Source organism: Streptomyces sp. NPDC127097 (genome assembly GCF_042724075.1).
Classification (GTDB): domain Bacteria; phylum Actinomycetota; class Actinomycetes; order Streptomycetales; family Streptomycetaceae; genus Streptomyces.
Window position 1 is genome coordinate 37,458 of record NZ_JBHXFI010000020.1, and the last position, 25,783, is coordinate 63,240.

The 25,783-nt window shown below is 73.3% G+C and carries 20 protein-coding genes; 11 read left to right on the forward strand and 9 right to left on the reverse strand.

Annotation, left to right across the window (positions count from 1 at the left end):
- Positions 1-67: 67 nt before the first annotated feature.
- A complete protein-coding gene (locus tag ACFWJW_RS17575) occupies positions 68-238 on the forward strand; it encodes a hypothetical protein (RefSeq protein WP_387241448.1) in 171 nt (56 codons plus the stop codon).
- A 55-nt stretch (positions 239-293) separates the two neighbouring features.
- On the opposite strand, the gene ACFWJW_RS17580 is transcribed toward ACFWJW_RS17575, so the two are convergent.
- Together ACFWJW_RS17580 and ACFWJW_RS17585 are read right to left on the reverse strand one after the other, a co-directional pair.
- Complete coding sequence (locus ACFWJW_RS17580) at positions 294-869, reverse strand: TIGR03086 family metal-binding protein (RefSeq protein WP_387241451.1); 576 nt, start codon at positions 867-869, stop codon at positions 294-296.
- Between the two features lie 143 nt (positions 870-1,012).
- Positions 1,013-2,842 (reverse strand): alpha-L-fucosidase, encoded by a 1,830-nt coding sequence (locus tag ACFWJW_RS17585; protein ID WP_387241454.1) that lies wholly within the window; start codon positions 2,840-2,842, stop codon positions 1,013-1,015.
- 308 nt (positions 2,843-3,150) lie between these two features.
- Between ACFWJW_RS17585 and ACFWJW_RS17590 the strand changes: the two genes are divergently transcribed.
- Positions 3,151-4,713, forward strand: coding sequence for an AMP-binding protein (locus tag ACFWJW_RS17590; protein WP_387241457.1), 1,563 nt, complete (start codon positions 3,151-3,153; stop codon positions 4,711-4,713).
- A gap of 30 nt (positions 4,714-4,743) precedes the next feature.
- On the opposite strand, the gene ACFWJW_RS17595 is transcribed toward ACFWJW_RS17590, so the two are convergent.
- Together ACFWJW_RS17595 and ACFWJW_RS17600 are read right to left on the reverse strand one after the other, a co-directional pair.
- Positions 4,744-5,586: a nitroreductase/quinone reductase family protein gene (locus ACFWJW_RS17595; protein WP_387241460.1), complete on the reverse strand. Its 843-nt coding sequence runs from the start codon at positions 5,584-5,586 to the stop codon at positions 4,744-4,746.
- Positions 5,587-6,179: 593 nt separating this feature from the next.
- Positions 6,180-8,288, reverse strand: a complete 2,109-nt coding sequence (locus ACFWJW_RS17600; RefSeq protein ID WP_387241463.1) for an alpha-galactosidase — start codon at positions 8,286-8,288, stop codon at positions 6,180-6,182.
- Between the two features lie 235 nt (positions 8,289-8,523).
- On the opposite strand from ACFWJW_RS17600, the gene ACFWJW_RS17605 reads away from it, so the two are divergent.
- Together ACFWJW_RS17605 and ACFWJW_RS17610 are read left to right on the forward strand one after the other, a co-directional pair.
- On the forward strand, positions 8,524-8,868 hold the full coding sequence (locus ACFWJW_RS17605) for a DUF1330 domain-containing protein (protein WP_387241466.1): 345 nt from the start codon (positions 8,524-8,526) through the stop codon (positions 8,866-8,868).
- 248 nt (positions 8,869-9,116) lie between these two features.
- The gene (locus ACFWJW_RS17610) at positions 9,117-11,171 is read left to right on the forward strand and encodes a restriction endonuclease (RefSeq protein ID WP_387241469.1); all 2,055 of its coding nucleotides are present in this window, start codon (positions 9,117-9,119) and stop codon (positions 11,169-11,171) included.
- Positions 11,172-11,239: 68 nt separating this feature from the next.
- Here the strand turns inward: ACFWJW_RS17610 and ACFWJW_RS17615 are convergent, their stop codons facing one another.
- Positions 11,240-12,043, reverse strand: coding sequence for an alpha/beta fold hydrolase (locus ACFWJW_RS17615; RefSeq protein ID WP_387241472.1), 804 nt, complete (start codon positions 12,041-12,043; stop codon positions 11,240-11,242).
- 358 nt (positions 12,044-12,401) lie between these two features.
- Between ACFWJW_RS17615 and ACFWJW_RS17620 the strand changes: the two genes are divergently transcribed.
- The 5 genes from ACFWJW_RS17620 (at position 12,402) to ACFWJW_RS17640 (ending at position 19,101) form a co-directional block, all read left to right on the forward strand.
- The gene (locus tag ACFWJW_RS17620; protein WP_387241475.1) at positions 12,402-13,493 is read left to right on the forward strand and encodes a tetratricopeptide repeat protein; all 1,092 of its coding nucleotides are present in this window, start codon (positions 12,402-12,404) and stop codon (positions 13,491-13,493) included.
- Positions 13,494-13,601: 108 nt separating this feature from the next.
- Positions 13,602-14,771, forward strand: a complete 1,170-nt coding sequence (locus ACFWJW_RS17625; RefSeq protein WP_387241478.1) for a CapA family protein — start codon at positions 13,602-13,604, stop codon at positions 14,769-14,771.
- Between the two features lie 149 nt (positions 14,772-14,920).
- The gene (locus ACFWJW_RS17630) at positions 14,921-16,318 is read left to right on the forward strand and encodes an NAD(P)/FAD-dependent oxidoreductase (protein WP_387241481.1); all 1,398 of its coding nucleotides are present in this window, start codon (positions 14,921-14,923) and stop codon (positions 16,316-16,318) included.
- A gap of 34 nt (positions 16,319-16,352) precedes the next feature.
- Positions 16,353-18,806 carry an excinuclease ABC subunit UvrA gene (uvrA, locus tag ACFWJW_RS17635; protein WP_387241484.1) on the forward strand — a complete coding sequence of 818 codons (2,454 nt, stop codon included), beginning with the start codon at positions 16,353-16,355 and terminating at the stop codon, positions 18,804-18,806.
- An 82-nt stretch (positions 18,807-18,888) separates the two neighbouring features.
- Positions 18,889-19,101, forward strand: coding sequence for an EF-hand domain-containing protein (locus tag ACFWJW_RS17640; protein ID WP_387241487.1), 213 nt, complete (start codon positions 18,889-18,891; stop codon positions 19,099-19,101).
- A 9-nt stretch (positions 19,102-19,110) separates the two neighbouring features.
- Here the strand turns inward: ACFWJW_RS17640 and ACFWJW_RS17645 are convergent, their stop codons facing one another.
- The gene (locus tag ACFWJW_RS17645; protein ID WP_387241490.1) at positions 19,111-20,073 is read right to left on the reverse strand and encodes a LysR family transcriptional regulator; all 963 of its coding nucleotides are present in this window, start codon (positions 20,071-20,073) and stop codon (positions 19,111-19,113) included.
- Positions 20,074-20,186: 113 nt separating this feature from the next.
- Here ACFWJW_RS17645 and ACFWJW_RS17650 point away from each other — a divergent pair, with 113 nt between their 5' ends.
- Entirely contained in the window at positions 20,187-20,825 is a 639-nt protein-coding gene (locus tag ACFWJW_RS17650) for a LysE family transporter (RefSeq protein WP_387241493.1), read from the forward strand.
- Here the strand turns inward: ACFWJW_RS17650 and ACFWJW_RS17655 are convergent.
- A complete protein-coding gene (locus ACFWJW_RS17655) occupies positions 20,790-23,174 on the reverse strand; it encodes a GH92 family glycosyl hydrolase (protein WP_387241496.1) in 2,385 nt (794 codons plus the stop codon). The two genes, ACFWJW_RS17650 and ACFWJW_RS17655, sit on opposite strands and share 36 nt — an antisense overlap.
- Positions 23,175-23,416: 242 nt before the next feature.
- Entirely contained in the window at positions 23,417-23,857 is a 441-nt protein-coding gene (locus ACFWJW_RS17660; protein ID WP_387241499.1) for a 4-oxalocrotonate tautomerase family protein, read from the reverse strand.
- Between the two features lie 119 nt (positions 23,858-23,976).
- Here ACFWJW_RS17660 and ACFWJW_RS17665 point away from each other — a divergent pair, with 119 nt between their 5' ends.
- Positions 23,977-24,918 (forward strand): LysR family transcriptional regulator, encoded by a 942-nt coding sequence (locus ACFWJW_RS17665; protein WP_387241502.1) that lies wholly within the window; start codon positions 23,977-23,979, stop codon positions 24,916-24,918.
- A gap of 47 nt (positions 24,919-24,965) precedes the next feature.
- Here ACFWJW_RS17665 and ACFWJW_RS17670 read toward each other — a convergent pair whose 3' ends face one another.
- Positions 24,966-25,703: a class I SAM-dependent methyltransferase gene (locus ACFWJW_RS17670; protein WP_387241505.1), complete on the reverse strand. Its 738-nt coding sequence runs from the start codon at positions 25,701-25,703 to the stop codon at positions 24,966-24,968.
- Positions 25,704-25,783: the final 80 nt, after the last annotated feature.

Consider the following 25,783-nt stretch of genomic DNA (forward strand, 5'->3'; position numbering starts at 1 on the left):
CTGACCTCCCGGTTTGTGAACAAGGCGCCACCGCGTCGGAACCAATACCTCGATGAAGGAGTGCGTGGTGGCTTTGCACAAGGCTCAACACAAGCAGCCCCGTTTGAAGCAGGGCGAGCGGCCAGGTCGGATCAAGGAAGTCCGCAATCTGGAGGTCTGGGACCGCTGTGGCCCGGTGCGCCTGGCCGGTTGCGAGGACGATCCCGCCGAGCCGAATATCTTCCGCGGCATCGACTGATCGGCTGATCTCAGGTGTGGCGCCGGCCCTGACCCGAGGGCCTCCTCCTCCCGGGTCAGGGCCGGCGCCCGAGCAGGCACAGCAGCCGGGTGAGCGCGTCGGCGTCCGCCGGCGGCTCGACCGCGGGGGCGAACAGCCCGGAAGCGGACAGCCCCGGGGCATACGGCTCCACCTCGCGCAGCGCCGCCGTCGCCAGATGGCCGGGCAGCCGCTCCTCGGCGCCGGTCGCACGGGACAGATCCCAGGTGTGCACCACCGCGTCGGCCATCATCTGGGTGCAGTACGCGCCGGCCCGTTGGGTGCCGTAGGACAGCTGGACCGGGCGGTTCAGCGCGCCGCGCTCCGCGAACGCCGCCACGGCGGCCACCGCCGCGCGGTCCCAGGCCCCGGCCGGGTCGTCCCCGAGCACATCGCCGTCATACTCCGATCCGACGTCCGCGATCGAGGCGCCGTCCCGCACCAGGCGGGGCACCCACAGCTGCTCGGCGGTGAGGTGGTTCACCAGGTCGCGCACCGACCAGTCCGTGCACGGTGTGGGGGCGTCCCACTGGTCGTCGCGGACGGCATGCACCCGGGCCCCGAAGAGTGCGAGAGCCTCGCCATGGGTTCGCAGGATCTCGTCGTTGTCCATGCTCCCCGAGGATAGGAGCGGGCACCGACAACGGCGCCCCGACGCACGGCCGGTCACCTCAGGGCCCGCGGTGACCCGAACGGCCCAACGGGGGCGGTCGATTTCCCGCCCCCGCTCCCGTCCGCTTCCCGCCCCGTCCGCGGTCAGTCGGCGTAGAGCTGACGCCGCGGCACGATCTGCCGGTCCTGGCTCGGGCTGGACCACAGCAGCTTCATATGGGCCTCGCCGGTCTGCTCCGTGTGGTCGATCCGGATACGGTGCCGGTGACCGGCCTTCAGGGTGACCGTCCCCTTGTCGGTCTTCGGGCCGTGCGGGGTGGCGCTGTCGATCACCGGCTTGCCGTCGATCCACAGCCGCACGGTGTCGTCCGAGACGGTGGTGAAGGTGTACGTCTCGTCGTAGCGAGGCTGGATGCTGCCGGTCCAGCGGGTGCTGAAGTGATCGGCGGGAATCTCCGGGGCCGGTGAGCCGTCGAAGCGGTAGGACTTGTTCACCGTCGGATCGACGGAGGTCACCGCGGGCGGGCCGGAAAAGGAGTCATTGGCCCAGCTCTGCGCCGTCAGCCCGGTGCCGTTACCGGCGGGTGCCGCGGCCGGCGGCCGGATGGTGAGCCGGATGACGCTCGCCCGCGGATCGGTGGCCGCGCCGGACGGCGCGATAGCGAAGCCGTCCCCGGAGCGGGCGACCTCGACCCGCTGGGAACTGCCCAGCACACGGGCGGCGGTGATGTCGAACGGTGCCCTGGCCGTGAGGTGGAGGGCAGCGCCGGCGGCCGGCCAGGAGGTGACCGAGGCATACAGCTCGTTGCCGCGGCGGGAGACCGCGCCCCAGGGCGGGTCCGCCACCAGCCCGGTGTGCCCGGCCCCGTACACCGCGTCGCCCTGACCGTGCGCGGCCAGCCAGCGGCCGGTCTCCCGCAGCCGGTCGACGGACGGCTGCGGGATGCGCCCGAGCCGGTCCGGCCCTACGTTGAGCAGATAGTTGCCGCCGCGGCTCGCCACGTCCAGCAGATTGCGCAGCACGGTCTCCGACGACTTCCAGTGGGTGTCGTACTTGGCGAAGCCCCAGTGGTCGTTGAGCGTCATACAGCTCTCCCACAGCTGCCCGTCCACCGGCTCCGCCGGGATCTCCTGCTCCGGCGTGCCGAAGTCGCCGTCGACCACCTCGCGCTTGCCGACGCGGTTGTTGACGATCAGACGCGGGTTCAGGGTGTGCAGATACGCCTGGAGGTCCGCACCGTCCCGGCGGGACCAGGGGTTGGTGGGGTTGTCCGTGTCCCACTCGCCGTCGAACCACAGCAGCGCCGGGTCATAGTTCTCGATCAGCTCCTTGAGCTGGGCGTACATCCGCTTCTTGTAGCGCGGGAAGGTGCCCGGGCCGGCGAAGTCCGGGTCGTGCCAGTCCCAGATCGAGTAGTAGAAGCCGAGCTTGATCCCGGCGGCGTCGGCGGCCTTCTTCAGCTCGGCGAGGAGGTCGCGCCGCGGGTCGAAGGAGGAGTGGTCGCGCAGATTCCAGGTGTTCTGCCGCGTCGGCCACATCGCATAGCCGTCATGGTGCTTGGCGGTGATGACGATATAGCGCTGACCGGCGTCCTGGGCCGCCCGGACGATCGCACGGGCGTCGAAGGCGGACGGGTCGAAGGTGGCCGCCTGCCGCTCGTACTCCTCGTCCGGGATCCGGCACTCGCGCTTGATCCACTCCGCGTTGCGGCAGACCGTGCCGTCGGGCCGGGTGTACTCGCCCTCCAGATTCGAGTACGCGCCGAAGTGGATGAACATCCCGAAGCGGCTCTGCCGCCACCACGAGGTGCGCGCCGAGGTGAAGGGATCGTCGGTGGCGTGGTTGGTGCCGGGGCCGGCGGTGGGCCGGTGCGGGGGCTGTGCGGCGGCGCCGGGGCCGCCGGCGGTCAGCAGGAGGGCGCCCAGCGCCCCCGTCAGTCCCAGCAGCCCGAACCGTCTTGTGCGGCTGTGCATCGCTCGCTCCTCGGGTCAGTTGGTCACGTACGTGCCTCCTGTGCCATCCCGCATGGTGCAGCCCCGGCACCCGGACCGGAAGACCCCGGGCGGCACAAACATCGGAGCATCTTGGGGAAGAAGGCGCAGGGTTGGGGGAGTTGGCCGCTGGTGAGCCGGAAGACCTCGGATCTAAGAGGAGTGCGGGGGAGTGGCCGAGAAGGGGGCGTCCGATGGCCGGAAGCGGTGCTGACGCATGGTCAGCGCCCTGGCGGGTAGCGCCACTTGCCGGTTCAATGAGCGAGCCGGTCGCACTCACTGGAGGCACCATGGAAGCCGTCGTCCGATCCGCCGCCGGGGCCCCGGCCATCCGCTGCGCGGGCCATGAACGCGACTATCCGGCCTTCCTCGACCGTGCGGCACGGATAGCGACCGGCCTGGCGGAGTGGGGAGTCGAGCCCGGCGACCGGATCGCCGTGGTGCTGCGCAACGAACCCGCCCATCTGGAGATCACCGCCGCCGCCGCGCTCCTCGGGGCCTCGGCGGTACCCGTCAACTGGCACTTCCGGCACCACGAGCTACGGCATGTGCTCACCGACAGCGGCAGCAAGGTCGTCTTCGTGCACACCGATCTGCTGGCCACGGTGTCCGCCGTGCTCCCCGACGGCGTACGGATCGTCGAGGTGGCCGTCCCCGCCGGTGTCGCGGCCGCCTGTGGCATCGCCCCGCCGCCCCCCACCGGCGAACACCCGCTGCTCGACCACTGGCTGGCGGGCCGCGCGCCGCTGCCCGAGGCCGCCGCCGAACGCCCGCCCACCATCATCTACAGCTCCGGCACCACCGGCCGCCCCAAGGGGGTGCTGCGCGAACCCGTCGCCGCGGACCGGCTGGAGGAGGCGGTGCTGCGGTTCCTGGAGTACTTCGCCGTCGCCCCCGGTGGCCGTACGCTCATCCCCGCCCCGCTCTACCACGCCTCGCCCAGCCAGCACGCCGTCCTCGCGCTCGCGGCCGGACTGGACATCACGCTGATGCCGCGCTTCGACGCCGAGGAGTTCCTCCGGCTGATCGCCCACCACCGCATCGAGCAGGTGCAGGTGGTGCCCACGATGTTCGTCCGGCTGCTGCGGCTGCCCAAGGACGTCCGTGAGCGCTACGACCTGTCCTCGCTCACCTCGGTCGTGCATGCCGCGGCGCCCTGCCCGCCGCATATCAAACACGCCATGATCGACTGGCTGGGGCCGGTGCTGCGGGAGTACTACGGCGGCAGTGAGACCGGCGCCGTGACCTGGTGCGACAGCGCGGAGTGGCTGGCCCACCCAGGCACCGTCGGACGGGCCACCGGCACCTGCGGAGTCGCGGTCCTCGGCCCCGACGGGGAACCGCTGCCGACCGGCGCCACCGGGGACATCTACCTCAAACCCGCCGAGGACTGGCCCCGGTTCACCTACCTCGGCGACCCGGACAAGCGCGCCGCCATGGAAGCGGCGGGCCTGCCCGGGTACGTCACCATCGGGGACATCGGCCACCTCGACGCGGACGGCTATCTCTACCTCAGCGACCGCCGCAACGACATGGTCATCTCCGGCGGGGTCAACATCTACCCCGCGGAGATCGAGGGCTGTCTGCTGGCCCTCGACGGGGTCCGGGACGTGGCGGTCTTCGGTATCCCCGACGAGGAGTTCGGCGAGGTCCTCGCCGTGCATCTGGAGACCGAACCCGGTGTGCTGCTGAGTGCCGAGACGGTACGTGGCCATGTCGCGGCGCGGCTCGCCGGGTACAAGGTCCCCCGGGCCGTGGTCTTCGAGGAGCGGCTGCCGCGCGATGAGTCGGGAAAGCTCTTCAAGCGGCAGCTGCGGGATCCGTACTGGGCGGGACACGACGGCGCGATCTGACCGTCGTGCCCGCCCGGTGGTGCCGGCGGTTCAGCACATTCCGCCGTCGAGGACCGGAATCAATTGCTCCTCCTCATAGGTGAGATGGTCTTCCACCTCCTTTGTGAGCCGCTCGACTTCGGCGAGCACCCGCTGCGGATCGGCGTCCTGGGCGGAGATGACTTTCTGTAGGGCGGCGAGGAGGACCGCGAGTTTCTTGTGTTCCTCCTGAAGTCGCTCAAGGGCCGGTGCGAGTTCGGGATGGTTCCGGCCGAGCATCGGGAACATTCCGGCGTCCTCACCGGTGTGGTGGTTGTGAAACCCCTGGCAGAGGGTCAGACAGTTCACCCGGAGCTGGGCGCCGAGACCGGGGCCCGAGGCGGCGATTTCCTTGCGGATCAGCGCGAGTTCCTGGCGGAATCCGTCGTGTACGGCCTTGAGTGCCGCGCCCGCCGAGGATGCGTTGATGCGCGGTGGCCCGGCCGGGATTTCCTCCAGGGCCACCACCGGAAGGATGCGCTCCGTCCGTTCCTGGTAGTCGGACCAGCCGGGATCGGCCGCGGCCGCGCGGGCGAAGGCCCGGTCGCGTTCGGCGCCTTCCAGGACGACGGCCTGCGCCTCGTAGGTGAAGACGCCGGCCTCGACGGTGACACGGGGCTGGGCCACCAGGTTGTGGTACCAGGCCGGATGCTTCGGGGCGCCGCCCGCCGAGGCGATGACCAGGACCCGTCCGTCGCCGTCGGGAAGGTAGCCGAGCGGAGTGGTGTGCCGGGTGCCGGACCGCGCACCCGTAGTGGTCAGCAGCAGCAGTCGGCCACCCTCGAAGGGGCCGCCGACGCGTCCGCCGTTGGCGCGGAACTCCTCGATGATCTGTCGGTTGAAATCGATCGGCATATTCGGTGTTTTCTCCAGAGTGAGGGAGTGTGGTGAGCCCGCTGAGATATGCGGGCAGGGCGAAGAAGCCCTGCGGGAGAGACGGAGAACCGCTCATCGGGCAGGGCGAATTGGCCTCGGGCGAAAGGCGTTCGGCCGAGGTTCGGGGGCGCCGCAAAGACGGCTGGGGAAAAGGGCGCGCGGTTGCACGGAAGGTGCGCGCGGAAGTGGGGCGCAGGCAGGGTGAAACCCGTACGCGAGCCGAACCCGCGGGAAAGGAAGAGCGCGCAGCGCGCGAAAGCTGAAAGAGCGGAGGGGGCGGGCCTCTTGGCGCCCGCCTGGCGGTCACGTGGTGACCGGGAACCTCACTCGCTCATGGCACATGGCCGACCCGGTAGTCACCCGACAAAGGTAATGCCATAAAGGAAAGAAGGCAACGGCGAAGCGAAATAGGGGCAGGAGCCCGTAGCTCCGGTGCCGGAGCGGGCGGCGCGCCGGACGAGGGGCCGAACTCGCCGCTACGGACGACCGGTTGCTTCTCAGTCCCCGCCACCGGCTCATCGCCGTACGGGCTCACCGGCTCACCAGCTCAAGGGCTCACGTGGCTCACCGCCTCACCGCCGTACGGCCTCCAGCAGCACCAGCCGCTCCGGGAACAGCGTCGGTGCCTGCACCCCCACCTCGGCCAGCACCCGTCCCGGCAGTGTCACGCCCCGTTCCCACCAGGGCAGTGCGGACGTGACCGGCCCCTCCGGGCGGTCCCCCGGCGCCAGCGGCGACAGCCGGTAGTCCGCGTCCGGATCCAGCCCCGGCAGCCGCACCCGCCCGGCCGGGGTCTGCACACTCGTGGCCATCTGCACCAGCGCGAACACCGCCCGCCCGGCGTCCCCGGCCACCACGCCGTGCACCCACAGCGCCGGGTCGGGATGGTCGCCGCGCACCACCGTCCCGCTGTGCAGCAACGGCCGCAGCGTCCGGTACAGCGCCACCCACTCGGCCAGTCGCGCCCGCTCCGCCGTGCTCGCCGCCGTCAGGTCCCACTCGATCCCGAAGTGGCAGAACAGCGCGGTCCCGGCCCGGAAATCGAGGGTGTGCCGCCGCCCCGTCGTGTGGGCGACCGGCGCCCCGACATGCGCGCCGAGCAGCTCCGGCGGCAGCAACAGCCCGGTCCAGCGCTGGATGTGCTGCCGTTCCAGCGCATCGATGCAGTCGCTGGTCCACACCCGGTCGGTGCGTTCCAGCACGCCCAGATCCACCCGGGCGCCACCGGACGCACAGGACTCGATCTCCAACTGCGGGTGCAGCGCCCGCAGTTCGTCCATCAGCCGGTAGGTTGCCGTGGTCTGGTGGTGCGCCGCGGCGTCCACGAGGTCCCGGTTGTGGTCCCACTTCAGATAGTCGATGGGGTGCTCGCGCAGCAGGGTGTCCAGCCGTTCGCGGACGTAGGCGTACGCCTCGGGGCGCGCCAGATCGAGGACCTGCTGATGGCGGGAGGCCGGGGGCAGCCGGGACGGGGAGTCGGCCAGTATCCAGTCCGGATGCGCACGGGCCAGATCGGAGTCCGGATTGACCATCTCCGGCTCGACCCACAGCCCGAACCGCATCCCCAGCCCCCGCACGATGTCGATCAGCGGCCGCAGCCCGTCCGGCCAGACCGCCGGGTCCACATACCAGTCGCCGAGCCCGGCGTGATCGTCCCGCCGCCCCCGGAACCAGCCGTCGTCCAGCACGAACCGCTCCGCGCCGACCTCGGCCGCGGCCCGCGCCAGCCGTTCCAGGGTGGCCAGGTCCTGGTCGAAGTAGACCGCCTCCCAGGTGTTGAGGGTGACCGGCCGGGGGGAGGCCGGGTGGCCGTCGCGGGCCCGCAGCTCGCGGTGGAAGCGGCCGGCCAGCTCGTCCAGGCCATGGCGTCCGTAGGAGCCGTGGAGCCAGGGGGAGCGGTAGGTCGCGCCCGGGGCCAGCCGGAGCTCGCCCGGCAGCAGCAGTTCGCCGCCGGCCAGCACCGCCTGCCCGGCCGGGGTGCGCTCGGCGAGCGTGCGATGGTTGCCGCTCCAGGCCACATGCAGCCCCCACACCTCACCGGACCGGAAGCCGAAGCCCGCCTCCCCGGCGGTCAGCAGCAGCGTCGCATCGCTGCCGGTGCGCCCGCGCCGGCCTTCCCGCAGATGCGTGCCCAGCGTGAACGCATGCCGCTGCGGGGCGCGTTCGCGCAGATGCCGGCCGGTGAGACCGAGGAGCTCGGTGGCCTGCGCGGGGACCGGCAGCGCGGGCGTCAGCCCGGTGAGGTGGTAGGGCCCGTCGCCGGTGTTGGTGACCGCCGCGCGCAGCCGCACCAGCCCGGCGTCGGTCAGCCCGAGCTCCAGCGTGAGCGCCAGACCGCCGTCCGGGTCCACCGCCTCGACGGTCAGCCGCCGGCTCTCGTGCTCCACGGACCTGCCGCGGACGGTGAAGGCGGGCGCGGCGGTACGGCCCGCACGATGGCCGCTCAGCCCCGGGGTGCCGGGCCAGCCGACGGACTGCTGGGGCAGCACGCTCAGCGGGACCGGCTCGTCCAGTGCGTTGGGGACGGTCTGGGGGACGTCGGCGGCGCGCAGCCCGGCGAGCCGGCCGGGCGCGACCGCACCGAGGTCGGCACCCCAGTGCACGACGCGCGGCAGACCGGTACCGGACACATCCAGCACCAGGCTGGTGCCGGCGGCCCGGAAGTGCAGGAGGTCGTCCATGGCGGGATCCCTTCGTGACGGCCGGGAGGGCGGGGCGTACCGGGGGACAGGCGGGAGGGCGCGGGCGGGGGGCGGACGGAACGGTGCGGCCTCGCTGCCGAGAGGTACCGGACGCACCGCCCGGCGCACCAGAGGGCCTCCGGCCGGCACGATGACCCCGGAGGTAATCGACCCGTACCCCGAGGGCTGGAAACGTGGGTGTCACCGCACCACCGACGCACCGGGAGGCCGTCCCATGACCGCATACGCGCTCGCCCACCTCCGTCCCGCGGGTCCGCACCCGGAGGTCTTCGACTACATCGAGAAGATCCAGGCGACCCTGGACCCGTTCGGCGGCCGGTTCGTCGTCCACGGCGCCGAAGTGGAGGTCAAGGAGGGCAGCTGGCCGGGAACCGTCGTCGTCATCGCGTTCCCCGACATGGCACGGGCCCGCGACTGGTACGACTCGCCTGCCTACCTGGAGATCCTGCCGCTGCGCACCCGCCATGTCGACGGCGATGTGGTGCTGGTGCCGGGGGTGCCCGACGGTTATGACCCGGCCGTCACGGCGGCGAAGCTCCGGGCGGCGGCCGCCGGATGAGGCCCCGCCGGGGGTCCGGAACGCCGGCCGGCACCGGCCCGGAACGCCGGCCGGCACCCGCCCCGCGAAGGCGCCCGCGAAGGCGCCCGCGAGGGGGGCTGATTCTTCGTACCCGACCGTGACCGGCCGCTCCCTCCCCCGCTAAAGTCTCACCAACAGCGCAGGTGAAACCGCTTCCACAGGGTCCGGGGGCCAGCCGCCCCGGGGGGAGGACACAGAGCGATATGAGCCGCCGTTCCCACGGGTTAATGGCCATCTGGGCCGAGGCGCAGCGGCAGCAGCAGCGCCAGCAGGAAGCCCAGCGCCGCGCGCGAGCACAGCAGCAGCGCGACCAGGAACGGCAGGCCCGGGACGCCGAACGGGCCATGGCGCGGATGCACCGCGAGCGGCAGACGGCCTACCGGCAGCAGCGCGAGGCCGACGCCCGCCGCCGCACCGAGGAGCTGGACGGCCGGGTCGCCGCACTGACCGGCCTGCTCGCCGAGGGCTGCCGCGCCCCCGCGTTCTCCCCGGCCGCGCTGCTGCGCCCCGAGCGCATCGAGGAGTTCGCGCCCGGCGCCCTCGCCACCCCGGTGCCGATGCCCGACCCGGCGCGCTATCAGGCCCCGCCGGGCGGTTGGCAGGCCGGCGTCCGCCGGGACCGTGCCCAGGGCGAGGCCCGCGCCCGCTACGAGCAGGACTGGTATGCCGCGCAGGCCGCCGAGAGCCGGCGGCAGGCCCAACTCGCGGCCTACCGCCAGCAGTACGACCAGTGGGCCGCGGGCACCCTCGCCGGGATCCGGCAGCACAACGCCGGGATGGCGGAGCTGCTGTCCGGCCTGCGCGACGGCGACCCGGACGCCGCCGTCGAGTACTTCTCCGCCGCGCTGTACTCCTCCACCGCCTGGCCGGAGGGCTTTCCCCGGCAGGTCGCCGCCGCATACGACCCGGCGGCCCGCCAACTCGTCCTGGACTGGGAGCTGCCCGGCTACGACATCGTGCCGGAGACCAAATCCGTCCGGTACATGCCCACCGCCGACCAGGAGAAGGAGACCGCCCGGCCGGCCGCGCAGCGCCGGGCGCTGTACCGCGATGTGCTGGCCCAGAGCGTGCTGCTGGTGCTGCGTGACCTCTTCGCCGCGGACACCTACGGCACGCTGGACTCGGTGGCCCTGAACGGGTTCGTGGAGGATGTCGACCCGGTGACCGGCCGCCCCGCCCAGGTGTATCTGGCGACCGTCATGGCGGCCCGCAGCGCCTTTGACGCGTTCCACCTCGCGCAGGTCAGCGCGGTGGAGTGTCTGACCGAGGGGCTGCGCGGGCAGCTCGCCGCGCGCCCCGACCAGCGGACCGCGGTACGCCCCGGACGCCTGCCGGGTGACGTCGGGGGCGAGGTCGTCGCCCACGGCACCGACAGCGAACCGGATCTGTACGAGATGGACCCGCTCGCCTTCGAGAACCTGATCGCCGAGCTGTTCCGCGCCATGGGCATGCAGGCCGTGACCACCCAGCGCTCCGGCGACGGCGGGGTCGATGTGGACGCGCTGGACCCCGACCCGATCCGCGGCGGCAAGATCGTGGTGCAGGTCAAGCGCTACCGCCACACCGTCCCGCCGACCGCCGTGCGCGACCTCTACGGCACGGTCCAGGCCGAGGGCGCCAACAAGGGCGTGCTGGTGACGACCTCCCGCTTCGGACCCGGCTCCCACACCTTCGCCAACGGCAAACCGATCGGCCTGATCGCCGGCTCCGAACTCGTCGATCTGCTCGGCCGGTACGGGCTGCGCGGACGGCTCGGCACGGACGCTCCGGCCGGCCCCGCCGCCGCCGACGAGGCGCCGGACCACAACGTCCTCGGCATGAACTGGTCCGGCGAGGTCGCCCTCGATGTCTGCGCCCTGGTGTGCAAGGGGACCAGCGTCCTGAGCGACGACCACTTCGTCTTCTACAACAACCCGCGCAACCCGGACGGCTCGGTGCGGATGCTGCCCGGCTTCGCACCCGACCGGGCCGCGCTACAGGTGCGGTTCGAGGCACTGCCGCCGGACGCCGACCGGCTGGTCCTGGTCGCGGCGATCGACCCCCAGGTCAACCCCGACGCCGATCTCTCCGGCTTCACCGACGCCCGGATCCGGCTGCTGGACGCGTCGGGGGAGGAGCTGGGACAGCTGGAGGTCTCGGAGGGGCGCCGCGGCGAGACCGCGCTGGTGCTCGGCTCGTTCCGGCAACGGGCGGGCGGCGACTGGGACTTCGTAGGGGGCGGCAAGGGCTTCCCCGGCGGCCTGGAGGCGCTGGTGCAGGAGTACGGCATCGACGTCGCCTGACGGGCGGGGCGGGGCGGAGAGGAGCGGAGCGGCCCGGCTCCCGGCACGGCCGGTCCCGGGCGCCCGGGTCAGCTCCGCCACAGCCGGGCGAGAACGGCGTTCACCTCGTCCGGCCGGTCCTGGTGCGGCGCGTGGCCGGCGCCGGACACCCGCACATGGCGGGCGCCGATCGCCCCGGCGAGGTACGCGCCGCAGGCCATCAGCGCCGTGCCGGTGAACTCCCGGTGGTCGGGGTGGGCGGTGTCCCAGGTCCCGTTGATGACGGTCTTGGGCATGGTGGCCCCGGCCAGCGGACCGAGCGGGAGCTCCGCATCCCACACGGGACGCTCGCGCATCGCCGACCGCACCGCGCGCAGCAGCCGCGGGGTCGGCTCCGGCACCGGCAGCCCGTACGGCTCGGTGGAGTGCCGCAGATAGTCCTCCGGGCTCAGCTCGGGGTCGAGGTCTCCGAAGGACGCCCGGATGCGCTCCAGGGCCGCCGCCACGGTGGGATCGCCGGCCGCGGTGCGCAGCGGGGACGGCTCGATGAGGGTGAGGGACCGCACCGCGGCCGGATGGGCCGACGCGGCCAGCATCACGGCGGCCGCCCCGTAGGAGTGACCCACCAAGTGGGCCTCGTGGCCCAGGAGTTGGCCGAGATCCTCGGCGTCGAGCGCGTAGTCGCTCCGCTCGGTGTCCGGGCTGTCGCCGAAGCCGCGCCGGTCGACGACTTCCAGGCGGAACCGCCCGGCCAGCGGCCGCTGCGCCGCGAAGCACTCCGTGCCCCAGCTCATCGTGCCGTGCACCAGCACCGCCCGCGGCGCACCGGGCGTCGCCTCGTCCCACACCGTCACATGGAGCGGGGCACGGTCGCGGGGGGATCCACGATTCATGGGGCCGAGGTTAGGCGCGCCTTCGACGGGACGCCGGGGAGTGTCCCCGGATGGCCGATTGTGGCGGGTGGGGTGGGCGCGGCACGCGGGGGCCCGCGCGCGGAATTACCCGCATGGCGGTCGCTGCGGGCCGCGGAGCTGATCAAGGCTGGCCGGAGGGAAGACGGTGGTGGACCGCGGCCCGGGTGTCCGTCGTGCTCCGGCCGTCGGACGGCGGCTCGGCCGGGGCGCGGAGGTGCTGGTCCGCGGCACCGGACCGGCCGGTCCACAGGTAGGCGACGGACGGAGCGCGCCCTGGCGGGCCGGTTCCGGGAACGGTGGAGCGATGGTGCGGAGAGCGGGGCGCCGATGGGGCGCGATGCCGGCGAGGCTGCGGTGGGGCGGACAGCTCCGGGCGGCCAGGAAGGACGTCGCCACGCACCGCGGTCAGGCGGAGGCCGACGCGGACCCTCGCTACCGCCTCGCGCTGGCGCGGTCCCTGCGCGAACTGGGCGAGCTGCTGGCGAAGGTGGACCGTCCGGCCGAGGGGCTGCCGCACGTCGAGGAAGCCGTCGCGATCTGCCGCCCCCTGGCCGACGTCGAACTCGCGCGCCATCGCGCCCTCCTCGCCGATTGCCTCGGCACGCTCGGTGAGCTGCTGACGACGCTGGTCCGGCCGGCCGCGGCGCAGGCCGCACGGGACGAGGCCCTCGCCCTGGAGAAGGAGCCCGAGGAACTCGTCGCCTTCTACCGTGACCTGGCCGAGGCCGACCCAGGCCGGCGCCCCGCCCTCGCCGCCGCCCTGTACCACCACGCCGCCTGGCTGAAGGATCACGACCGGCGGGCCGAGGCGCTGCCGCTCCTTGAGGAATCCATTGCGCTCCGTCGCGAGCCGGTGGAGGCGGAAGCGGAACCCCTCCTCCGTCGTATCGCTCTGGCCCGGTCGCTGTGCCTCCTCGGCGAGCTGCTGGGGCAGCTGGACCGCCCGGCCGAGGGGCTGCCGTATGTCGAGGAAGCCGTCGCCCTCGGCCGTGACCGGGCGGCGGCTGACGCGGACCCGCGTCGTGGCCTCGGGCTCGCCCTGTTCTTGCGGGGCCTCGTCCGGCTGCTGCTACAGCTGGACCGCCCGGAGGAGGCGCTGCCGTTCGCCCGGGAAGCCGCCGACCGCTGGCGGACGGTGGTCGAGGCCCATACCGACGACCGTCGCTACCAGGCCGGCCTCGCGCTCTCGCTGCACACCCTCGGCGAGATGCTGGAAAGGCTGGACCGCCCGGCCGAAGGGCTGCCGTTCGCTCAGGAAGCCGTCGACCTCCACCGTGCCTGTGCCGGCCTCCTCGGCAGCCACCATCTCGCCGGCGCCCTCCAGACCCTTGGTGATGTGCTGACCGCGCTGGACCGCCCGGCCGAGGCACAGGCCGCACGGGACGAGGCCACGGCCCTCACCGGGGAGACGGAGCCGGACAACCCGTGAGCCGTCCGGCCGCCCGATGGCGGCAGGAGTGAGTCCGTACGGGGGAGAGCCGCGGACATCGGCGCCTTGCGGCATTTCCGGTCATGTCCCTGCTGATATCTGTCGGGGATGAGCGCGTACACCCGGTATGCAGCCGTCGCCCTGCTCGCCGCGCTGGCCGTGGGCTGCACCCGCCCGCACCAAGACCCCCGGCCCGCCCCGCGGCCCTCCCCGGAACCCACCCCGCGGGCCCATGCCGGCGCCCCCGTCAACCGGGCCGCCGGCCGGCGGCCGTTCACCCTCGTAGCCGCCGGGGACGTGCACCCCTCCGACCGCGAGGTGCTCGCCACGGCCCGGCGGGACGCCCCGCACGACGGGTACGACTACCGGCCGATGCTCAAGGGCGTGCGGCCGGTCATCTCCGCCGCCGACCTGGCGCTGTGTCATCTGGACGCCCCGCTCGGACCGCTGACCGGGCCCTTCACCGGCTACCCCGTCCTCCAGGCGCCCCCGCAGATCGCCACCGCACTGAAGGCGACCGGCTTTGAGTCCTGTGCCACCGCCTCCCACCATGCCCTCGACCGCGGTGTGCCGGGTGTGCGGCGCACCCTGGAGGCGCTGGACACGGTCGGGCTGCGCCATGCCGGCTCGGCCCGGGACGCCGCCGAGGCGGCCCGTCCGGCGCTGCTGCGGGCCCCGGGCGGCGCACGGGTGGCCCACCTCGCGTACACCTACGGCACCGGGAGCGCGCGGCGTCCGGCGTACGCACCGTGGACGGTGAATCTGCTCGACGCCGGGCGGATCATCAGGGATGCCCGGGCGGCCCGCCGGGCCGGCGCCGATGTCGTGGTCGTCAGCCCGTACTGGGGCACGGAGTACCGAACGGCCCCCGACGCGCGGCAGACCGGGCTGGCCCGGGTGCTCACCGCCTCCGAGACCGGCGGCCGGCCCGACATCGATCTGATCGTCGGCACCCGTGCGCACACCCCGCAGCCGTATGAGAAGGTCAACGGCACCTGGGTCGTCTACGGCCTCGGTGACCAGCTCTCCGGCGTCATGAAGCAGCCGGGCGGCAACTGGGGCAGCATCGCCCGCTTCCGGTTCGCGCCGCCGCACCACGCCGGCGGGCGCTGGCGGGTCACCGCGGCCGAGTACGTCCCGCAGTTCGTTCAGCAGGGGGCGCGGGTCCGGGTGCGCAATCTCGCCACGACCCGCGGGCACGACCGGATCCGCAGGAGCATCGGCGCGGCGGTGCTGAGCCGGGGCGCCGCGGCCGACGGGCTGACGATGGGGCGGTGAGCCCGCGGAGCGGTGACACCGGCACCGCCGCCCGCCGGTTCGATCACGGCCGGATTCCGTCTTCACCCCGCGGCGACTCCCCTGGAGCCTGCTGGCATGAAGATCACCCTTGATGTCCTCCGCCCGGCCGCCGTGAGCGAGGTGCCCGCATGACCACCCGGCCGATCGCCGTCGTGGGCGCCTCCGCGGCCGGCCTCGCCGCGGCCGAGGCGCTGCGCCGCGGCGGCTGGCGCGGCCCGCTCACCCTCATCGGCGCCGAACCCCATCTCCCGTACGACCGGCCGCCGTTGTCCAAGCAGCTGCTGCACGGCGCCTGGGAGCCGGACCGGCTGCGGCTGCGCACCGAGGAGCAGCTCGCCCCGCTGGACCTCGATCTGCGGCTCGGCACCCGGGCCACCGGCCTCGACGTGGCGACCCGCACCCTCACTCTCGACGGTGGGGTGGGGGTCCCGCCCGCTCGAGCAAGGTCGAGAGTGGGGGAGCTCCGCTGCGCCGGCGTGATCATCGCTACCGGCGTCGCGGCCCGTACCCTGCCCGGCGCCGACCGCATCGCCGGTGTGCACACCCTGCGCACCCTCGACGAGGCGCTGGCGCTGCGCGCCCGGCTGGCCGGCCGCGGGCGCCGGCTGGTGATCGTCGGAAACGGCGTACTGGGCTGTGAAGCCGCCGCGGTGGCACGGGAGTTGGGACATGAGGTCACCCTCGTCGGGATCGAGGAGACACCGATGGCCGCCGCCGTCGGCACCGAGGTCGGCGCGCTGCTCGCCGAGGAGCACCGGGCCCGGGGCGTGCGGCTGTGCACCGGGGTGGTGGACGGGTTCGAGACGGCGCCCGCCGGCGGCCCGGCCGGTACCGGTGACCCGCGGGTCACCGCCGTACGGCTGGCCAATGGGGGGCTCCCGGGCAGTGCGGGCTCAGCCGCCGGGGGAGGGGGAGGCAGCCGGCTCCCCGCCGACCTCGTGCTGCTGGCGATCGGCGCCCGGCCCGCCGTCGAGTGGCTGACCGACCCGGCCCTGGACACCACCGACGGGCTGCGCTGCGACGCCTACTGCGCCGCCGCCCCCGGCATCTACGCCGCGGGCGACGTGGCCCGCTGGGACCACCCGGTGCACGGCCGGCCGCTGCGGTTCGAGCACCGGATGAACGCCACCGAACAGGGCATGGCCGCCGCCCGCAACCTCCTGGCCGAACTGAACGCGACGGCCCCCGCCGCCCCCGGTGCCGGAAACGACGCGCCCATACAGGAGCGGCGCCCGTTCGCCCCCGTGCCGTACTTCTGGTCCGACCAGTACGACCTCAAGCTCCAGGCGTACGGGCTGACCGCGGATGCCGACCGGGTCGAGACCACCGTCCTGGACCGGGCGGAGCGGCGCCTCCTCGCGCTCTACGGGCGGGGCGGGCGCGCCGTGGGCGTCCTGGCGGCCGGGCTCCCGCCCCGGCAGCTCCGGGCGCTGCGCGCGGTCATCGCGACCCCGCTGCCCTGGGAGGAGGCACGCGAGCGGATCGGCGCCGCCACGGCCGCCGGCGGAGACACCCCGAGGCGGTGACCGGCCGGAGCCGGCCGTGCCCGATCATGGAGGGATGGCCGACTCGTACGTACGGGTGCGCGGCGCCCGTGAGCACAACCTGCGCACCATCGATGTGGACATCCCGAGGGACGCGCTGGTCGCGTTCACCGGGGTGTCCGGATCGGGCAAGTCCTCCCTCGCCTTCGGCACCCTCTACGCCGAGGCGCAGCGCCGCTACTTCGAGTCGGTGGCCCCCTACGCCCGGCGGCTGATCCACCAGGTCGGCGCGCCCAAGGTCGAGGACATCACCGGACTGCCGCCCGCGGTCGCCCTGGAACAGCGCCGCTCCGCGCCCACCTCCCGCTCCTCGGTCGGCACCGTCACCACCCTCTCCAACACCCTGCGGATGCTCTTCTCCCGCGCCGGCGACTACCCGGAGGGCACGGCGGAACGGCTCGACTCCGACGCCTTCTCGCCCAACACCGCGGCCGGGGCCTGCCCGGAGTGCCACGGCCTGGGCACCGTCCACCGCGTCACCGAGGAGTCCCTCGTCCCCGACCCGGCGCTCTCCATCGCGGAGGGCGCCATCGCCGCCTGGCCCGGCGCCTGGCAGGGCAAGAACCTCCGAGACATCCTCGCGGCCCTCGGCCATGACATCGGCCGGCCGTGGCGCGAGCTGCCGCGGGCCGACCGGGACTGGATCCTGTTCACCGACGAACAGCCCGTCGTCACCGTCCACCCCGTACGCGACGTGGGCCGGATCCAACGCCCCTACAAGGGCCAGTACATGAGCGCCCGGCGCTATGTGCTGCACACCTTCGCCGACTCCAAGAGCGAGACCCTGCGCAAGCGCGTCCAGGGGTTCATGGTCGCCGAGCCCTGCCCGGTGTGCGCCGGGCGGCGGCTGCGCCCCGAGGCGCTGGCCGTGACGTTCGAGGGCCAGGACATCGCCGCCCTCGCCGGGATGCCGCTCGGCGCCCTCGCCGGGCTGCTGCGCCCCACCGCCGCACGGGCGGACGACGAGGTGGCCCCCACACTGGCCCGCGACCTGGTGGCACGCATCGAGGTGCTCACCGAACTCGGGCTGGGCTACCTCAGCATGGACCGGCCCGCGCCCACCCTGTCCGCCGGTGAACTCCAGCGGCTGCGGCTGGCCACCCAGCTGCGCTCCGGCCTCTTCGGCGTCGTCTACGTCCTCGACGAACCGTCCGCCGGCCTGCACCCGGCCGATACCGAGTCCCTGCTCACGGTGCTCGGCCGGCTCAAGGAGGCGGGCAACTCGCTGTTCGTCGTCGAGCACGACATGGACGTGGTGCGGCGCGCCGACTGGATCGTGGACATCGGCCCGCGCGCCGGGGAACACGGCGGACAGGTGCTGCACAGCGGGCCGGTCGCCGGGCTCGCGGACGCCACCGCCTCCGCCACCCGCCGCTTCCTCTTCGACACCGCACCGCCGGCCGCGCGCACGGTGCGCCGCCCCGCGGGCACCCTCACGCTGCGCGGTGTCACCCTGCACAATCTGCGCGGTCTGGACGCCGCCTTCCCGCTCGGCGTCTTCACCGCCGTCACCGGCGTCTCGGGGTCGGGCAAATCGACGCTGGTCACCCGGGTGCTCGCGGAGGCCGTGCGGGAGCACCTCGGCGACGGGACGCCCGAGGCCGGCGAGGACGCGGCCGAGGCCGGGCCGATGGCCCGCGCCCAACTCAGCGGCGCCGAGGGCCTGTCGGCGATCAACCGGCTGGTGCGCGTCGACCAGAAGCCGATCGGCCGTACCCCGCGCTCCAACCTCGCCACCTACACCGGCCTCTTCGACGCCGTACGCAAGGTCTTCGCCGCCACCGACGCGGCCCGCGCCCGCGGCTACACCGCCGGACGGTTCTCCTTCAACGTCGCCGGCGGCCGCTGCGAGACCTGCCAGGGCGAGGGCTTCGTCGCCGTCGAACTGCTCTTCCTGCCCGGTACGTACGCGCCCTGCACCGCCTGCCACGGCGCCCGCTACAACCCGGAAACCCTGGAGATCACCTACCGGGACCGCACCGTCGCCGACGTCCTCGCGATGACCGTGGACACGGCCGCGGACTTCCTCGCCGACATCCCGGCCGCCGCCCGCAGCCTGCGCACCCTCCAGGACGTGGGCCTGGGCTATCTGCGGCTCGGCCAGCCCGCCACCGAGCTCTCCGGTGGCGAGGCCCAGCGCATCAAGCTCGCCACCGAACTCCAGCGCACCCGCCGCGGCCACACCCTCTACCTCCTCGACGAGCCCACCACCGGGCTCCACCCCGCCGACACCGAGGTGCTGCTGCGCCAGCTCCACGGCCTGGTCGACGCCGGCCACACCGTGGTGGTCGTCGAGCACGACATGGGGGTGGTGGCCGGCGCCGACCACGTCATCGACCTCGGTCCCGGCGGCGGCGCGGACGGCGGCCGGATCGTGGCGGCGGGCACCCCGGCCGAGGTCGCGGACGCGCCCGGCAGCCGTACCGCCCACTACCTGGCCCGGCGGAGGGCGCGGCCGGACGCCTCTTGACGGTCCGCTAATGTACGCAGGTCAGATCACCAGGTATCACCACCGCGCAGCACTGCGCAGCACCACGAAGGGGGCACCTCACATGGCAGACATGGAGAAGGCCAGGGCGGCGTTCGACCGGTTCGACGCGGACGGCGACGGCCAGGTCACGCCGGAGGAGTTCAAGCACGCGATGGCCGAGATGGGCGACCCGTTCGTCACCGGCCCGGTCGCCGAGGCGGTCATCAAGGCCAAGGACACCGACAGCGACGGACGGATGTCCTTCGACGAGTTCTGGCAGGCCCTTCAGGGCTGACGCGCCCGCTCACACCCCCTTCGCCTCCCGTTCGCCCGCGGCCGCGCGCAGCGCCGCCAGCCCGCGGGCGACCGGCGGCCGGCGCTCACTGCCGCGCCGCACGGCCGCCAGGAACCGCCGCACCGGGAGCGGCTCCCCGCGCAGCGGCACCCGTACGACCGGACAGTGCTCCGGCACCGGTGCCAGCCTCGGTATCAGACAGACCCCGAAACCGTGCGCGACCAGGGCGGCGACCGCGTACCAGTCCACCGCGTCATGGCGCACCCGCGGGGTGAAGCCCGCCGTGGCACAGGCGGTCAGCAGCAGCTGATGCTGATCGGCCGGATCCCCGGCGCGGATCCAGCTCTCCCCGGCCGCCTCCGCCAGCGTCACGCCCCGCGCCACCCGCCCGGCGAACCGGTGCCCGGCCGGCACCAACAGGTCCTGCGGCTCCTCCAGAACCGGCCGCTGGGTGAAGCGCGCATCGTCCGGCGGGGGGAGTTCCCCGCTGGAGTGGAGCCGCGAGTTCGGGGGAGCACCACCCGGCGCCGGAATCACCACGGCGATATCCGCCCGGCCGGCCAGCAGCAGCTCGAAGCGGTTCTCGCCCGGGTCCTCGCCGATCTCCACCGCCAGCCGGGGCAGCTCCGCGCGCAGCCGCGCCACCGCCGGTGCGATCACCCCGGCGATCGCCGTCGCCACCCCCGTGATCCGCAGCCGCCCGGCCACCCCGTCCGCGTACCCCGCGAGATCCGCCCGCGCCTCCTCCCAGCGCACGAACAGCGCATCGGCGTGCTCGACCAGCGCCAACGCCGCCGGAGTCAGCCGGACGTTGCGGCCCGCCGGCTCCAGGAGCTCCAGCCCCAGCCGGGCCGACAGCTGCCGCAGCTGCTGGGAGACCGTCGACGGGGTCAGATGCAGCGCCTCGGCGGTCGCGGTGACGGTGCCCCGCTGATGCAGGACGCGCAGGGTCTGTAACCGGGGATCGATCATGCGGGGACAGCGTAGACCCACCGGCCCCGCCCCAACCGTGCGGAGATGCCACACGGTTCCCTGCGGAAACTTTCGATGGACCCACCACATGGGCCCGTCCGAAGGTGGACGGCATGACCGAGATCCTGACCGATGCCTTTCTGCCGGGCCTGTGGGCGGGCTATGCGCTGGCCGTTCCCGTGGGCGCGCTGGCCGTGCTGCTGGTGAGCGTGACCGCCCGGACCTCGTTCCGGGTCGGTGCCTCGGCGGCGCTCGGGGTGGCGACCGCCGACGGCCTCTACGCGCTGGCCGCGGTGGCCGGCGGCGCCGCCCTCTCACGCGCCCTCGCCCCGGTCGCGGGCCCGCTGCGCGCGCTCGCCGCCGTCGTCCTGCTCGGCATGGCGCTCCGCACCGCCGTACGGGCACTGCGCCACCGGGACACGGCGGAAGGCCCGGAACGGGACGTCCTGGGACGCCCCGGCCGGGCCTATCTCGCCTTCCTGGGGCTGACGTTGATCAACCCCTGGGCGGTCCTCTACTTCTCCGCGCTGGTGCTGGCCGGTGGTGCCGGGGCCTTGGGGGACAGTGCCGCCGGCCCCGCCGCCTTCGTGGCGGCCGTGATCACCGCCTCCGTGAGCTGGCAGCTGTTCCTGGCCGCCGGCGGAGCCGTGCTGGGCCGGACGCTGACCGGCCCACGGGGGCGGACCGTCACCGCGCTGCTCTCCGCCGTGGTGATCTCAGCCCTGGCGGCCGTACTGCTGCTGCGCGGCTGAGGCGGTGCCCACCGGCGGCGGTGCGGCCTGGTCGCCGGTGCCCCAACTGGACGGCTTCGGGCCCACGGTGAAGGCCAGTTCGCGACCCGAGCGCAGCTCGTCGGTGGTGAGGTAGGTCCGGTCGTGGGCGGCGCCGTCCAGCCGGACCGACCGCACATAGCGGTCGGCGGCGGAGGTGCCGGGCGCCGTGACCGTGAAGTGCCCCGACGGGTAGAAGCGCCGGTCCAGCGTCAGATCCACCCGGTCGAAGACCGGGGTGCTCAGCCCCCAGCTGTCGGTGCCCGGCTGTACCGGGAACACCCCGATCGAGGAGAGCACCATCCACGCCGACATCGTGCCCAGATCGTCGTTGCCGGTCATCCCGGACGGCGCGTCGGTGAACAGGGTCAGCGCCGCGTGCACCACATCCGTCGTCTTCCAGGGGCGGCCGGTCGAGAGATAGGTGTACGGCGCGATCAGATCCGGCTCGTTCTGCGGGTTGTACTTGTCGGCGTTGTAGTAGTCATAGGGGCCGTTGACCCACACCTCGCGGGCCGTCTTCTCCGGGTCCGTCAGCAGCTTCTGGTAGGCGAAGAACGCATCCAGGCGCTCATCGGCCTTGTCCTTGCCGCCGATCAGCCGCAGCATCCCCGGCAGGTCCTGGGGCACCAGCCACTGGTACTGCCAGGACGTGCCCTCGTGGAAGCCCTCGCTCTTGGCGGGGTCGGCCGGACCGGTGAAGGCGCCCTGTACGTCGCGGGCCCGGAAGAAGCCGGTCGAACCGTCGAAGATCTTGCGGTAGTTCTGGGCGCGGGCCGCATACCGGCCGGCGTCCTCGTCGTGCCCCAGATCGCGCGCCATCTGGGCCAGCATCGCATCCGACAGGGCGTATTCGAGGGTCGCCGAGGCGCCGTGGTCGAAGTCGGAGTCGCCGGGCTTGGTGTGCGGACGGCCCTTGACGTACGGGGCGAAGCCGTCCTTCAGATAGGGCGCGTTGGCCTCCCGGCCCACCGCCGGCGAATCCGCCGGGGGCACTCCGTCGGCGTTCTTCTTCAGCGCCGCGTACGCCTCCTCCTCATGGCCCCGCAACAGCCCCTGCTGATAGGCGTTGGTCAGGAACGGGGTGACCGGATCGCCGGTCATGATGTTCGTCTCGACCGTTCCGTAGCCCCACTTGGGCAGCCAGCCGCTCTCCTTGGCGATCCGCAGCACCGACAGCGCCATATCGCGGGACTCACCCGGCGCCAGCAGCGCCAGCAGCTGCGCCTGGGTGCGATAGGTGTCCCACAACGACCAGTTCTGGTAATAGGTGAAGCCCTTGGCGCGATGGGTCCGCTGGTCCCAGCCCGTATAGCGGCCGTCCACGTCGCTGCCGATGTTCGGCGCGAGGAAGGACCGGTAGAGCGAGGAGTAGAAGGTCCGGCGCAGTGCCCGATCGCCGCCCCGGGCCTTCACCAGGCCCAGCCGCCGTTCCCAGGCCCGGTCGGCCGCGGCCTTCGTACCGTCGAAGGAACTGCCGCCCTCGGCCCGCAGATTGCGGGCCGCGCCCGCCGCGTCCACATAGCTGAGGGCCGTGGTCGCCTCGACGGTTCGGTCCGAGCGGGTGTCGAAGCGGGCGTAGGCACCGTGCCGGCCGGTGGCGGTGGACTGCTTGGACCCGGCCGTCACCGTGTCGCCGTCCCAGGTCCCGTACGAGGTGAACGGCCGGTCGAAGCGGGTGATCGTGTAAACGGTGTACGGCTTGGTGTCCTGGCAGAAACCGCGGCCGGTGAGGGCGGTGCGGATGGTGCGGGAGTCCAGCACCTCGACCCGGGTCGAGACCGTCTTGTGCAGCGACTGGCCCGTATTGAGCAGCACATTGGCCTTGTCGGTGGCCGGGAAGGTGTAGCGCTGCTTCCCGGTGCGGGCGGTCGCGGTGAGCTCGGCGGTGATCCCGCCGTAGGACGTCAGGCCGACGCGGTAATAGCCGGGCCGGGCCGACTCGTCGTCGTGCCGGTAGCCGGCCGCGTACTTCGCATAGTCGGTCTCGGTGATGTCGCCCGTGGTGGGCAGCACCGGCAGATCACCGCCGAGCCCGCAGCCCACCCCCGAGACGTGCACCGAACTGAAGCCGCGGATGTGGTCGTCGTCGTAGCCGTAGCCGGTGAAGTGTCCGGTGTCGGGGGAGAGTTGGACCATGCCGAACGGTACGGCGGCGCCCGGGTAGGTGTTGCCGTCCTTCTGGCTGCCGATGAACGGATTGACCAGGTCGGTGAGCGGGCCGCCGGGCGGCTCGGCCCGCGCGGCGGGGACCGCGAGCGCGCTCCCGATGAGCGCGGCCGCCAGCACCGCGCCCGCGGTACGCAGCCGGGTACGACTGAGCCATGGCATGGATCCGGACCTCCGGGGGTTGGGTCGCCGGACTGCCGGCCGGCCCGTGCGGACGAGCACACACGGCCTGCGCGGCCGACAACGTTGTCAGAGCGCGCTCATTCTTGGCGGCGGCCCCGTGCGCGTCAAGAGGCCCCGCGGGAGTAACTCCGGTGCGCCCGGCCCTCGTCGAGGAGCCGGGCGCAGCCTCCTGGGGGCGGACGGGGCGCACCGGACAGCCGGCGCGCAACCGGCGAGAAGGCTCAGCGGACGGCGGCGACGGGTGCGGCGGTGGCCTCCGGAGTGCCCGGTGCGGCCACCGCCCGCCGGTAGTAGTCGAGTTGCGTCACCCCGTTGTAGCCGTAGCTCTCCGGGTGCAGTTCGTGCAGCGCGACACCGGAGCGGGGGAGTGGACCGAGGAGGTCCGTCAGCAGCTCATCGGCGGCGGCGATGAAGGCGGCCTTCTCCGCGGCGCTGTTGGTGCCCGCGGTGAGGCTCGCCTCGACATGCGCGTCACGGCCGTCGGTCAGGGGCGCGCTGTCGACGTAATAGCGGCCGGGCGGCACCAGGTTGAGATGGACGATGGTGCGCGCGCCGGACTTGCCCAGCACCGTGACCGCCAGCCGCGTCAGCCCCTCGGCGAGGGCGCGCTGGACGTCGGTGGGGAGATCGGGGTCGGGAACGGTGACCCGGAAATACGGCATGGCTCTCCTCGGTATGCGCTCGGGGGTCCGCCGCCGGAACCGGCGGCAGGGAGCCAGCCTCACCGAACCGGGCATCATGGAGCCAACGCATAGCCGTCATAGGGATATGAGGCCCACGCATGACCCTGAACCTCCCCCAGCTGAGGGCCTTTCTCGCCGTCATCGACGCGGGCGGGTTCAGCGCGGCCGCCGACGAACTGGGCATGAGCCAGTCCGCGGTGTCACACGCCGTCGCCTCCCTGGAACGCGAGTTGGCCGCACCGCTGCTGATCCGTGCCCACCCCGTGCGGACGACCGTGCTCGGTGAGCGGGTCCTGCCGCACGCGCGGATGGCGCTGTCGGCGGCCCGGTCCGTGGCGCAGATCGCGGCCGAGGCCACCGGGACCATGACCGGCACCCTGCGGCTGGCCGCCACACCGACGGTCTGCCAGGGGCTGGTCCCCGGCCTGCTCCGGCACTGGCGCGAGGATCAGCCCCGGATCACCGTGCGGGTCTTCGAGGGCGACAGCGGCGAGGTCGCGGCCTGGCTGGAGGACGGGACGGCCGATGCCGCCGTCCTGGTCGATCCGCCCCCGGCATCCGCCGGGAAGCCCCCCCACGCCGATCACGGCATCCAGCTCGCCACGGACGAGTACCGGGCCCTGCTGCCCCGGGACCACCCGCTCGCGGAGGAGCCCGGTGTCGACCTCCGCGACCTGGAGGACGACCCGTTCCTGATCTCACCCAACGGCTGCGAGGCCCGGGTCCGTACGCTCCACCGCCGGGCCGGGCTGCGTTTCTCCCCCACGCACCGGGTGCGGGACCTGGCGACGCTGATCCGCATGGTGCAGGCCGGGATCGGTGTGACCGTCCTGTCCGAGGTCTCCCGCTCGCTGATCCCCGCCGACCTGGTCCTGCTGCCGCTGAAACCGCAGACCTCGCGCCGCCTCGTACTGACCGGACCGCGGGACCGCCCCTGGCACCCGGCGCTGCGCGCCCTGGCGGAGTCGGCCGCCGGTCATCTGGCGCACACCGCCGCCCGGCCGGCGGAGGGCCACCCCCTGCCCAGCGGCAGCCGCTGAACACTCCGGGGCGCCGCGGCCGGTTGCGCCCCCATGGCCCGTGGAGGTCATGACCGGGCGTCGCGGCGGAACAGCGCGGTCCAGAGGAATGCCTCGCCGAAGTACGGGGACTCCGGCGGCTCGTCGTGCATACGGCGCAGTTCGACCTCCGTCAGGTCCGAGAAGATCCGGCGCAGCGACTCGGGGTCGTAAGCGAGACCGCCGTGGAGGCGGGACTGCCGGTAGAAGTCGCCGTCGGGGAGTTCGGAGCCCATCGCGCCGGCCGCGAAGCAGGTGAGCGCGAGATGGCCGCCGGGCGCGAGCAGCCGGTCGAGGAGGGCGAGGTAGCTGATGCGGCGGTGCGGCGGCAGATGGTGGAAGCAGCCGGAGTCGTGGATGAGGTCGTACGGACCGTCGAGTGCGTCACCGGCCAGTGCGAAGGCATCGCCGCAGTGGAAGGCGACCTGGGCGCCCGCCTCCCGGGCGCGGTCCTCGGCCCAGGCGACGGCCGCCGGGGAGAGGTCGACGGCGTCCACCGCGAAGCCCTGCGAGGCGAGGTACAGCGCATTGCGGCCCGGCCCGCAGCCCAGGTCGAGCGCCCGGCCCGGGGCGATCAGCCCGCGCTCGACGTACGAGACCAGGTGCTCGTCCGGCTTCGCCACGAAGAACGGCACCGCCCGGTCGCGGTCCGCGTAGAAGCCGTCCCACCACGCGGCCCCCTCGCTCGTCCATCGGTCGGCCTCCGGCGCGAACAGGCCGTCCAGCAGCCTGAGTACGTCGTCCACGGTGCGGATGTTCCGGTCCATCCGGTCCCCCCTTCCCCTCCAGTGATCGTAGGGTCGGCGGGCGCAAAAGCCCAGATCAGGGTGGATGTGCGGACACTGTG

Coding starts and splice junctions, on each gene's coding strand:
- ACFWJW_RS17580 (WP_387241451.1), bottom strand. CDS start 869: ATGGACAACGACGAGATCCTGCGAACCCATGGCGAGGCTCTCGCACTC.
- ACFWJW_RS17585 (WP_387241454.1), bottom strand. CDS start 2,842: ATGCACAGCCGCACAAGACGGTTCGGGCTGCTGGGACTGACGGGGGCG.
- ACFWJW_RS17590 (WP_387241457.1), top strand. CDS start 3,151: ATGGAAGCCGTCGTCCGATCCGCCGCCGGGGCCCCGGCCATCCGCTGC.
- ACFWJW_RS17595 (WP_387241460.1), bottom strand. CDS start 5,586: ATGCCGATCGATTTCAACCGACAGATCATCGAGGAGTTCCGCGCCAAC.
- ACFWJW_RS17600 (WP_387241463.1), bottom strand. CDS start 8,288: ATGGACGACCTCCTGCACTTCCGGGCCGCCGGCACCAGCCTGGTGCTG.
- ACFWJW_RS17605 (WP_387241466.1), top strand. CDS start 8,524: ATGACCGCATACGCGCTCGCCCACCTCCGTCCCGCGGGTCCGCACCCG.
- ACFWJW_RS17610 (WP_387241469.1), top strand. CDS start 9,117: ATGGCCATCTGGGCCGAGGCGCAGCGGCAGCAGCAGCGCCAGCAGGAA.
- ACFWJW_RS17615 (WP_387241472.1), bottom strand. CDS start 12,043: ATGAATCGTGGATCCCCCCGCGACCGTGCCCCGCTCCATGTGACGGTG.
- ACFWJW_RS17620 (WP_387241475.1), top strand. CDS start 12,402: ATGCCGGCGAGGCTGCGGTGGGGCGGACAGCTCCGGGCGGCCAGGAAG.
- ACFWJW_RS17625 (WP_387241478.1), top strand. CDS start 13,602: ATGAGCGCGTACACCCGGTATGCAGCCGTCGCCCTGCTCGCCGCGCTG.
- ACFWJW_RS17630 (WP_387241481.1), top strand. CDS start 14,921: ATGACCACCCGGCCGATCGCCGTCGTGGGCGCCTCCGCGGCCGGCCTC.
- uvrA (WP_387241484.1), top strand. CDS start 16,353: ATGGCCGACTCGTACGTACGGGTGCGCGGCGCCCGTGAGCACAACCTG.
- ACFWJW_RS17640 (WP_387241487.1), top strand. CDS start 18,889: ATGGCAGACATGGAGAAGGCCAGGGCGGCGTTCGACCGGTTCGACGCG.
- ACFWJW_RS17645 (WP_387241490.1), bottom strand. CDS start 20,073: ATGATCGATCCCCGGTTACAGACCCTGCGCGTCCTGCATCAGCGGGGC.
- ACFWJW_RS17650 (WP_387241493.1), top strand. CDS start 20,187: ATGACCGAGATCCTGACCGATGCCTTTCTGCCGGGCCTGTGGGCGGGC.
- ACFWJW_RS17655 (WP_387241496.1), bottom strand. CDS start 23,174: ATGCCATGGCTCAGTCGTACCCGGCTGCGTACCGCGGGCGCGGTGCTG.
- ACFWJW_RS17660 (WP_387241499.1), bottom strand. CDS start 23,857: ATGCCGTATTTCCGGGTCACCGTTCCCGACCCCGATCTCCCCACCGAC.
- ACFWJW_RS17665 (WP_387241502.1), top strand. CDS start 23,977: ATGACCCTGAACCTCCCCCAGCTGAGGGCCTTTCTCGCCGTCATCGAC.
- ACFWJW_RS17670 (WP_387241505.1), bottom strand. CDS start 25,703: ATGGACCGGAACATCCGCACCGTGGACGACGTACTCAGGCTGCTGGAC.